Origin of the sequence: Luteitalea sp. (genome assembly GCF_022842525.1) — a bacterium.
Taxonomy (GTDB): domain Bacteria; phylum Acidobacteriota; class Vicinamibacteria; order Vicinamibacterales; family Vicinamibacteraceae; genus Luteitalea.
Genome location: NZ_JALHPM010000219.1, coordinates 1 through 9674 on the forward strand (window position 1 = coordinate 1; position 9674 = coordinate 9674).

The 9674-nt window shown below is 66.0% G+C and carries 9 protein-coding genes and 1 pseudogene; 4 read left to right on the plus strand and 6 right to left on the minus strand.

Features of this window, described 5'->3' with window-relative positions:
• The 3 genes from Q0C41_RS26995 to Q0C41_RS27005 form a co-directional block, all read right to left on the minus strand.
• A partial coding sequence (locus tag Q0C41_RS26995; protein ID WP_291989348.1) for a hypothetical protein occupies window positions 1-396 on the minus strand: 396 nt, incomplete at its 3' end.
• Between the two features lie 207 nt (window positions 397-603).
• On the minus strand, window positions 604-1413 hold the full coding sequence (locus Q0C41_RS27000) for a bifunctional 2-polyprenyl-6-hydroxyphenol methylase/3-demethylubiquinol 3-O-methyltransferase UbiG (protein ID WP_291989350.1): 810 nt from the start codon (window positions 1411-1413) through the stop codon (window positions 604-606).
• 357 nt (window positions 1414-1770) lie between these two features.
• The gene (locus Q0C41_RS27005; RefSeq protein ID WP_291989352.1) at window positions 1771-2676 is read right to left on the minus strand and encodes a LysR family transcriptional regulator; all 906 of its coding nucleotides are present in this window, start codon (window positions 2674-2676) and stop codon (window positions 1771-1773) included.
• Between the two features lie 17 nt (window positions 2677-2693).
• On the opposite strand from Q0C41_RS27005, the gene Q0C41_RS27010 reads away from it, so the two are divergent.
• From Q0C41_RS27010 to Q0C41_RS27025, 4 genes and pseudogenes are all read left to right on the plus strand, one after another.
• Window positions 2694-3533, plus strand: coding sequence for a carbonic anhydrase family protein (locus tag Q0C41_RS27010; RefSeq protein WP_291989354.1), 840 nt, complete (start codon window positions 2694-2696; stop codon window positions 3531-3533).
• Window positions 3534-3651: 118 nt separating this feature from the next.
• Window positions 3652-4317, plus strand: a pseudogene (locus Q0C41_RS31530) (DUF2490 domain-containing protein).
• A gap of 105 nt (window positions 4318-4422) precedes the next feature.
• Window positions 4423-4806 (plus strand): hypothetical protein, encoded by a 384-nt coding sequence (locus tag Q0C41_RS27020; RefSeq protein ID WP_291989356.1) that lies wholly within the window; start codon window positions 4423-4425, stop codon window positions 4804-4806.
• A 52-nt stretch (window positions 4807-4858) separates the two neighbouring features.
• Window positions 4859-7381, plus strand: coding sequence for a glycogen/starch/alpha-glucan phosphorylase (locus tag Q0C41_RS27025; protein ID WP_291989358.1), 2523 nt, complete (start codon window positions 4859-4861; stop codon window positions 7379-7381).
• Between the two features lie 204 nt (window positions 7382-7585).
• On the opposite strand, the gene Q0C41_RS27030 is transcribed toward Q0C41_RS27025, so the two are convergent.
• The 3 genes from Q0C41_RS27030 to Q0C41_RS27040 form a co-directional block, all read right to left on the minus strand.
• On the minus strand, window positions 7586-8146 hold the full coding sequence (locus tag Q0C41_RS27030) for a TraR/DksA family transcriptional regulator (RefSeq protein ID WP_291989360.1): 561 nt from the start codon (window positions 8144-8146) through the stop codon (window positions 7586-7588).
• Window positions 8147-8206: 60 nt separating this feature from the next.
• On the minus strand, window positions 8207-8665 hold the full coding sequence (locus Q0C41_RS27035) for a hypothetical protein (protein WP_291989362.1): 459 nt from the start codon (window positions 8663-8665) through the stop codon (window positions 8207-8209).
• A 706-nt stretch (window positions 8666-9371) separates the two neighbouring features.
• A complete protein-coding gene (locus tag Q0C41_RS27040; RefSeq protein ID WP_291989364.1) occupies window positions 9372-9551 on the minus strand; it encodes a hypothetical protein in 180 nt (59 codons plus the stop codon).
• Window positions 9552-9674: the final 123 nt, after the last annotated feature.

Here is a 9674-nt window from a genome sequence, read left to right on the forward strand (position 1 = left end):
GTATGTGGTGTACGCAACGGTGACGAGTGCCGCGTCCGATCGATTGCGCACCGTGACGAGATACCCAGGCTTTGGTTCGATGACGGGTTCGACAGTCTCGACCTCCAGGCCGCCAACGTTGCTTCGTGCGCTTGGCACGTGCAGCGCGGGCACGGCGAACCACGTGGCCGAGAGCGTCACCGGCATCACCCCGACGTCTCGCAGGGCATTCACCGTCACCCGCGCGCCCACGCCGACGACGGTTTCGGCCACGGGTTCGAGCACTTCGCGGAACTTACCGCGCAGCACGGAGACTGTTACCCTCAGCTCCTCACCGTCCGCCCTGGCGGCAAGGTTCAGGGCGGTGACCGGAAGGACGCCCTCGGGATCTTGCCAGCCGGGGACCTTCGGGAACATCGGTGTCCACGCACGGAACCCCGTCGGAGACACCAAGGATTCGGTGACGCGACCATCGGCGTACGTCGTGACGAGCGCGAGCGGGCGGTCTTCAGGCTGCGCGGCCGCGGGCCACCCGCCAAGCAGCAGCAGTGGGAGCCAGGTCAACCGTGCGACGATTCCCATGCCGCATGATACGCCGCCCGCCAGCGTGTGTCCTGTCAAGCACTAGCGCAGGGGTTTCCGCGCGACCAGACGCACCAGCTGAATGCGCTCGGGGCCCCAATCGTACGAACCCTCGAGCTGTTCGTGCCGCACGATCTCGAATCCGTCGAGGATTCTCAGCAACTCGCCAGGCGCATAGCCGAACGCCGCCCTGAGGTCGGGGTTGACCCCGGCCTCGACGACGACCACGCCGCCCGGTCGCAGGGCGCGACGGACGTGGTGAATGCTCCGCTTTTCGATCGTGTAGATGAGGGCGATAAGGTCCCACTGCGCGGTTCCAAAGTCGAATTCCTCGTCGGCGGCGACGACAGCCTTCAGGCGGAGCTTCTCGGTTCGCGCGGCCGCTTCGGCATGACGGACGCCGACGGACGAGACGTCGAAACCCGTGACGTCCCACCCAGCGCGAGCCAGATGCAGCGCGTTCCGTCCCATGCCCATGCCCACGTCGAGGGCGCGGCCCGGCCTGAGGCCGCGCGCCGCCTCGACGAGCAGCTGGTTCGGCTGTGTATTGAACGCCGGCGCCTTCGCGTAGACGGCATCGTAGAGTTCGGCTTCGTCGTAGGCGGTGATGAGGCGGATGGCTCGGTCGGCCGCAGCGGGGGAGCGTCCTTCGCGGACCAGCGTGGCCCTGTACTGCTCCAGAGCGGCTGACCACTCGGCGTTGGGGGCCGCTGTCGTCTGCCACGCTTTGAATGCCGCCAGCAGGGCCGGGCCTTCAGTCGTCTGCGCGAGCGGCATCGCGAGGTGGGCACAAACGAGTGCCGCGACGACCAGCGCGCTGATGCGTCGTGTCCGGGGGCGAGGAGCGTCCATAGCCTGTCAGGGTAGCGGCAGGCGCTTGGCCCAGCAAGCTGCCGGCGGCGTGCTACATTTCGCCCCGTCCGCCCCGCGCTGGTGGCGTGCAGAGAGGGGAAGATGACGAAGCGACCGTGCGCCGTGCCGCAGCTCGTCCTTGCTGTCGGACAGGCGCCTGCACTGTTCGCCCAGACGGGCCCCACCCCTGACTATGTCGTGCCGTCCTATGTGGATTTCAGGATCACCACGCGGATGTCGCATGGTGATGGTCCGACCCACACTACGACCACCACGTTGTACCTGCGCGACGCGCGTGAGCGTCGCGAGAGCGCTATCGAGGAGACAGGCGAGCCGGCGCTATTCCGACAACCAGGCTCAGCTGACCAAGCGGTACTTTGCGCCTTCTGACACCGCGGCCACAGCGGGATGCTTCAAACGGCGCTCGGTAGACATCGCGTAGAAACGTTCGACGACGCCTTGCGCAGTGCCGAGCGCGCGCACGTCACACATGCGACGCACGTCGGCCTCCACGGCGGCCAGCGCGGGGAAGATCCCGGCGCTGGCTTCACCGAACACCTTCATCAGCGCTGGGTCTTCGAACTCTGCGACGACGTTGGGCACGATGCTCTGCTCAGAAAACCACCGGTCAAGCGCGCGGCGAAGTGCGGTATTGTGCGTCGGCAGAAGCATGGGCGCGCCATCGAGCGATCGTGGGAAGCCGCGTCGATAACCCGACGCGAGCCGCTCTGTGCCGAAGAACAACACGCTCGACTCGCCGAGCAGACGGCTGTAAACCTTGTGCTTCCGGTTCGGTGGCTCAGGCGCGTCGGCAATGACGAGATCAAGATGGTGGCTGGCGAGCTCGTCAATGAGGTGCTCCAGTCGGTCTTCGTAGCACCGTACGCGACCCACGTCTGGAAGCCCCAACGCCGGTTGCAGGAGCCGATGGACCATCATCTTTGGCATGCTGTTCGCGAGCCCGACGGTGAAATCGACGGGCCGGCTCGGCGGCTGGCCCTGCAGCTCGAGGACGAGGTCGTGGCCCATTTCGAAGATCTTCTCCGCGTAGCGGTAGCAGATCTGACCGGCCTCGGTGAGCACCAGTTTCTGGGACTGGCGATCCAGCAGCGGCCGATCGAACACGTTCTCGAGTTCTGGAATCTGACTGCTGATCGTCGGCTGCGTGACGTTGAGTCTGCGAGACGCCCTCGTCACGCCGCCTTCCTTCACGGTGGCCCAGAAGTAGCGCAGGTGGTGGTAGTTCAGAAACGCCATACGCATGAGCGTACCACGCGCACGTGGTTGGCCAGAGCTCTATCTCGCGCATCGAAATTATCAATTTCCGCCTGCCCGCTTCGATCGCTACCGTGCCAGAGCGCAGAACGAAGGCCTTTGTGGCAGACGACTACCGGCGCAAGGAGCGAGAGATGGACAGCGAGCGACGACGCTTTCTCACACGGTCGATCGTGGGGGCGATGGCCGTTGGTGCGGGCGGTGCCGTAAGGACCGCATTCGCGATGCCCAAGACCGAGCGCGATGCGCTGTCCCCGACGCAGATCATTGAGCTCATGAAGCGCGGCAACGAGCGATTCCGGATGGGCGTGCGGGTGAATCGTGACTTTCTGCGAGAGCAGCAGGATCGCGCAAAAAGCCAGTTCCCTGCCGCCGTCATCCTGAGCTGCATTGACTCGCGCGCGCCGGCTGAACTGGTGATGGACCTCGGGATCGGCGACGTCTTCAACACCCGCATGGCCGGAAACGTCGCGAACAGTGACGTCGTCGGCGGCTTGGAGTTCGCCTGCAGCGTCGCTGGCGCCAAGGTCATCCTGGTGCTCGGTCACACGGCTTGCGGAGCGGTGGCGGGCGCGATCGACGGCGTGAAGCTTGGCAGCCTTACCGGCCTGCTGGCGCGCATCGAGCCGGCCGTCAAGGCCACGCGGCACGAAGGCCCGCGAACGTCGAAGGACGCCGCATTCGTCGACGCTGTGGCACGCACGAACGTTGAGATGACGATGCGGGCGGTACGCTCGGAAAGCCAGGTGCTCCGCGACCTCGAAGCCAAGGGGGCCCTCGTCATCGCGGGCGCGATGTACGACCTGGGGAACGCCGCCGTCACGTTCCTGCCACCTCACCAATAGGGCTTGCGTGTCACGACGAAGCATGCTCGGAAATCTCCGGGGCTCGGCGCGCCGGCTGGCAGCGTGGCTGGAGAGCACAGAGGCTCAATGAGTGGCGGCGTGGGGGCTGGCGATCTGGATGTGTGCCTTGGCGTCGGCTGTCTTCGCGGCTACGGCGTCGGCGCAATCGGTCACCGACGGCCGCACTTGGTCGACCGCGATTGCGCAAGAGCGCAGCGCCACAGCGTCACCTTGGCGCTGGTACGCAGAGCTTCAAGGCCGGACCCGAGACCGCGTGGATGGGCTCGATCAGCTTCTAGTTCGGCCCGCGGTGGGGCGGGACTTGACACCTCGGTCGAGCCTGTGAGTTGGCTACGGCTACACGCCGACGTACATCGCGTCGGGCGGCACCGTGCAGGAGCACCGGGTCTGGCAGCAGTACCTCTGGGCCGGAGGATTTCGGCGCCTGTCCGGCCAGTGTCGCTCGCGCGTCGAACAGCGATGGATCGAAGGCGCCGGGCCGACGGCCTGGCGGCTGCGCCAGTTCATTCGTGCCTCGACTTTATTGCCGTTCGTCCGGAGTGCTCCGACCTTCATCGTCTGGGGCGAAGTGTGCATGCACCTCAACGACACGAAACGCACAGCCGCCGGGTTCGACCAGAACCGCGTGTTCGTCGGCGTTGGTATCGGCGTGGCGCCCGGCACCAGGCTCGAGATGGGTTATCTCAACCAGGCGATTCATGCCGCCGGTGGATTGGACCGCCGGCACCACGCCGTGCTCACGTTCCTCAACGCGACATTCTAGCGAACGACACCCAGGACGTGGACCATGCGGACATTGGCTTCTCTCGACCTCCTTCCCGGCTTTGTGGTCGCCCTCGCGCTCGTCACCGCTTGTCGCAGTGTTCCCGTGGCCACGACTCCGGGATCTGTCCGCGGCGTCCGCCAGGCGCTCGAGGGGCAGTGGCAGCTCGAGCGCTTCGAGTGGGTGACCTCGGACGGAATTTCTGCGGTGGCGGCGAACGGCCGACTCACCTACGACCGGTTCGGACTGATGACGTCAAGCGGATCCATCGGGCAGCAGATGTCGCCGGATCTCACATATGAAGGGCGCGCGATGATCGACGTCAGGCGCAGCATCGTCAGCATTCATCCAGTGGTGCGAACCCCGATAACTCCCGCCCGCGTCCGACGCTTCGCGTTCCTGCCGGATGCCCGACTCCAGCTGGACCTGCTCGACCACAACGGCCTCACGATCGGACGCGCAATCTGGCGCCGGGTCATCGCCCCGTGACGATGCTGCGCGACCGTACTGAGCTCGGCCATCGTCCGAAGGGAAGCGCCGGATGACTACACCCAATGACCTCCGCACGGGGCTCGATGCCGAGACTCTGGCACGAGCAGTGCGGGAGCACCTCTTCTATCAGTCTGGCCGTCGGCCTGAGACCGCATCGCTCAACGATGTCTATCTCGCCGTCGCAGCGGCCGTGCGAGATCGGCTCTTTCACAGGGCCGTCGCCACGGTCGACGTCCAAGCCGCGCATCCCACGCGCGCCGTGGCATATCTCTCGGCCGAGTTCCTCATGGGGCCACAGCTCGGCGCCAACCTAATGAACCTCGGTGTTGTCGGCTCGATGCGGACGGCCCTCGCGTCGCTGGGCCTCGATCTGTATGCAGTGCTCGGGCAGGAAGAAGAGCCCGGCCTCGGCAACGGCGGTCTCGGGCGTCTGTCAGCCTGCTACATGGATTCGCTGGCAACACTCGACGTGCCGGCCGTCGGCCACGGCATCCGCTACGAGTTCGGGATCTTCGACCAGGAACTGAGACACGGCTGGCAGGTCGAGGTAGCGGACCGCTGGCTCCGCTGGGGCAATCCGTGGGAGATCGCCCGGCCCGACATCGCCGTCCAGATCGGCTTCAGTGGATCGACGCAGGCGGATGTCGACGACCGGGGTCGATATCAGGTCACGTGGAAACCCGCCGAGATCGTCCGCGGCGTGCCGCATGACATGCCGGTGCTGGGCTATGGGACCCCGCACTGCAACACGCTACGGCTGTGGCGAGCTGAAGCGGTTGAACAGTTCGACGTGTCCGCCTTCAATCAGGGCGACTACGTGGGAGCGGTTGAGCAGCGCATTCGCTCGGAGTCGATCAGTAAGCTCCTCTATCCCAACGACGACACCATGCAAGGCAAAGTGCTGCGGTTGAGACAGCAGGTCTTCTTCGTGTCGTGTGCGCTCCAGGACATGCTGCGCACACATTGCGCAGAAGGCGGTCGACCGGAGATGTTCGATCGCCGCTGGGCCGTGCAATTGAACGACACGCACCCGGCGGTCGCCGTGGCGGAGTTGATGCGACTACTGGTGGACGAGCATCGTCTGCCTTGGGAGATCGCGTGGGAGACCACCCGACGGACGATTGGCTACACCAACCACACGCTCCTGCCCGAAGCGCTAGAGACCTGGCCGGTATCGCTCTTCGGCAGCCTGCTGCCTCGCCACCTCGAGATCGTCTACGAGATCAACCGCCGACTCCTGGACGACGTTCGGACACGCTTTCCCGGCGACGACGCGCTCGTGGCACGGCTGTCGCTCATCGACGACCGCGGGGAACGGCGCGTGCGGATGGCGAACCTCGCGTGCGCGGGGGCCCACGCCATCAACGGCGTCGCCGCCCTCCACAGCGACCTGCTCGCCCGGGAAGTCCTGGCCGACTGGCACGCCGTGCACCCGGAGCGCTTCCATAACGTCACGAACGGCGTCACGCCCCGTCGGTTCCTGGCGCTGTCGAACCCCGGCCTGGCGGGCCTCATCACCCTTCACCTCGGGGACCGTTGGGCCTGGCACCTCGACGATCTGGCCGGACTCGCTCGCCTGGCCGATGACGCAGGCTTTCAAGAGGCGTGGCGTCACGTCAAGCACTTGAACAAAGTCTGCCTCGCCGAGCTCATCGCTGACCGCACAGGAGTCCGCGTGGATCCTGCGGCGCTGTTCGACGTCCATGTCAAGCGCATTCACGAGTACAAGCGGCAGCACCTGAAAGTGCTGCATGTGTTGACCGAGTATCTCCGAATCAAGGACAGTCCCGCGCGCACGGTGGTGCCCCGGGTGTTCCTGTTCGGAGGCAAAGCGGCACCCGGCTATTGGATGGCGAAGCTCATCGTCCGCCTCATCACAGCCGCCGCTGATGTTATCAATGCCGACGCCGACGTGGCCGGAAGGCTTCGTGTGGTCTTCTTCCCAGACTTCAACGTGTCGAACGCGCAGCTCATCTACCCTGGAGCCGATCTGTCGGAACAGATTTCGCTCGCCGGCAAGGAGGCCAGCGGCACAGGCAACATGAAGATGGCGCTCAACGGCGCCCTCACGATCGGGACGCTCGACGGCGCGAACATCGAGATCCGCGACGCCGTGGGCGCCGATCACTTCTTCCTCTTCGGTCTGACGGCCGCAGACGTGGCAGCGCGGAAGGCCGCTGGGTATCGCCCGCGCGACTACTACGAGCAGGATCCGCGCCTGGCGCGGGTGGTGGACCTGGTCGCGTCGGGCGCCCTGGCTGGCGGCGACCGCGACGTGTTCCGTCCGCTGGTGAGGCAGTGGCTGCACGACGATCCGTACATGCTGATGGCCGACTATGCGTCGTTCATCGAGGCGCAAGATGCGGTGAGCGCGCGGTGGCTCATCCAGCCACGCTGGACGCACGACGCGATCGTGAATGTCGCGCGGTCTGGCTGGTGCTCGTCCGACCGCGCCATCCGGGAGTACTGCGCTCGAATCTGGAAGATCGAGCCGGGCCGCGCCGAGCCGATCACGGTGCCCACGTCGAGGCCACGGCGCGGGGCCAAGCTCCGTCGCCGACAGCCATCGTGAGCGGCTCTCGGCGTCGCAACCCCGCTCCGTGAGGCGCGCTTGAGAGGCCGAAAGGCCCGGCGGTTGGCAAGCTCGTGGGCTGGGCCTGCGTCGCTCTGGCCTGAGACCGCACGGCGTCGTCCGGCTAGGCGACCAGCGTGCAGGGGGAGTCTGCGCAGCTTGGCGCTCGAGGCCCGGACCTGAGCCGACGACACGCGACTGCCGTCAGGAGTCGGCCACGCCGGAGTCGAGGCGACGGCGGGACGCGACGCGGTCACGCACAGTCGTTTCCCGGGACTCCTCGCAGTCTAGGCAACGCACGGCGAACGGCAGCGCGCGCAGCCGTACTGCCGCAATCTCGTCTCCACATTCGATGCACCAGCCGTAGCGGCCTTCGCTGAGGCGGGTGAGTGCCTCGTCGACGCGGCTGAGTGCTTCGGCTTTGATTTGAATGAGCGAGAACTCGATACCGTCCTGCGAGTCGACCTCGGCAACCTCGCCAGGCTGCTCGGTTGACCGCTCCGCCCCCCCCGTACGGACGGCCCGAATGCGTCCGCGGAGTTCACGCCTCAGGGCCTGGCGACGCTCCTCAAGCAACGCCATGAGCTGGCCCGCGCGTCTGTTAGTCCCCTTCGAGGGCCCGTTCTTGGCCCGTGCCTTCGGTTTCACCGCGGGCGGTCCGTGTGCCGCCACGCCCGCCAGATCCGTGACTATCCGAGTTTTGGACGGTCTTCTGCTGTTCATCGGCATCGCCTCCTTCTCGACCGTGGCGCCGGCGACGGTCACGCACTGACGGTGAACTCACCGGGGAGCACTCGCAGAACGTCGGTTGACGACCTCGATCGCTCACGCCCCTACGCGCGTCATCTCGGTTGCGACGATGTCGGCTCGCTTGGCGACTGCCTCCGCCTTGGCACGTAGCAGTGAACGCCGTCTGCCTGAAGCGTCGCCGTCGGACAGGATGGACGCCTTGTTCGACAAGATGATGGCCAGCGTTGCGCCCGCAGCCCGCGCGCGGTCGAGCGCGGAGGCCTGCCTCGCCGCCAGCGTCCCGACGCTGGCCTCGAAGGACTCCAGACTCTGCGTAAGCGCCTTGGCGTGGCTCTGGAGAGCGTCTGCTTTCCCGTTCACGGCAACGAAGTCTGGCCGACTCGCCCGCAGTAGATGCGTCACTTCAAGCGCCTCGGTACGCAGGCGTTGCGCCGAAGCTGCGATTGCGCCGGCCGTCGTCTGTGACAGCACGGTTATCGGGCATGTGATCAGCAGAGCGCTCGCGGCCAGACCGGCGATGACGCAATGGCGCATCTTGCCTACCTCCTAGCGGGTCACGATAGCGAGTACCCCGAATCTGGAGAAATAGATAAGGCTCGTCCGCGCGAATAGTACAGAACGGTGTCGGACGACGGGTCTGAACCAGCCGCGTTTGCCCGCGGCAGCTCCTGTTGGAACACCTGCGTGTTGTCGCTCAATGAGTGTTGACCAGAGCCGGGCGGTTCTGCTCGCCGAGCACTGACTACTTACTCTACGTCTCACGGCTCCGAATGCGGCCATTGTGGGCGACAGCCCTGGCTGCCGTCTGGTCAGTGTGCCGCCGAGCGGGGTGGTCAGTTGTCAGTGAGCGGCAACGCCGGCACTGAACGCGTCACAGACCGTCCCCGCTCCGTAGAGGCGTCCCCATCCTGGCCGTGCGGGTCAAACCCGGCATTTTCGTGGTTGGCACCGCGTCCGCAATGGTGCGCCTGGCCTTCGGGCGGGTCTCGCGAGATGGAAGCACGCCGAACGCGCGCAAAGTTAGTCCGACCGGCACACCGAAGCCGGATCCACCAGGCAGCGTGTCGAGCGAGGTGCGCGGTCAAGTCGGAGATTGCAGTCCCCGCCCGCATTGTCATTCCCTGCTCCACCGGGCAGCTAGCCAGCGGCGAGCCTGGTGTCGATCCGGCCGGGCCAGATCACGAACGGCACCACTCCGCGTCTAGGTTGGGCTGCGCGCTCGTGCGGCGCGCCGCTTCAGCTACTTGGGCGTCGTCCCTAGGGCGGTCACGCTCGATTCGCCCCAGATGAGCGATTCGCCCCAGATGAACGTGTCGCCCCAGGTAAACGTCTGGCCGTCGATGGAGACGAGGTCCTCGCCCCACACGATGCTGTCGCCCCAGATGAAGGTGGTCGAGGTGACAACGTTCTCACCCCACACCAGGGTGAATCGGACCGGAAATCTCGGAGGGCGTGTTTTGTGACTCAGGCCGCAGTCGCCTGCTGATAGTAGCGCGCCTCGTACTCCGCGGGTGGCACGTAGCCGATCGGCCCGAAGAGCCGC

Excerpts from the sequence above, each read along its gene's own strand:
- Q0C41_RS27000 (WP_291989350.1), bottom strand. The coding sequence starts at position 1,413 with ATGGACGCTCCTCGCCCCCGGACACGACGCATCAGCGCGCTGGTCGTC.
- Q0C41_RS27005 (WP_291989352.1), bottom strand. The coding sequence starts at position 2,676 with ATGCGTATGGCGTTTCTGAACTACCACCACCTGCGCTACTTCTGGGCC.
- Q0C41_RS27025 (WP_291989358.1), top strand. The coding sequence starts at position 4,859 with ATGACTACACCCAATGACCTCCGCACGGGGCTCGATGCCGAGACTCTG.
- Q0C41_RS27035 (WP_291989362.1), bottom strand. The coding sequence starts at position 8,665 with ATGCGCCATTGCGTCATCGCCGGTCTGGCCGCGAGCGCTCTGCTGATC.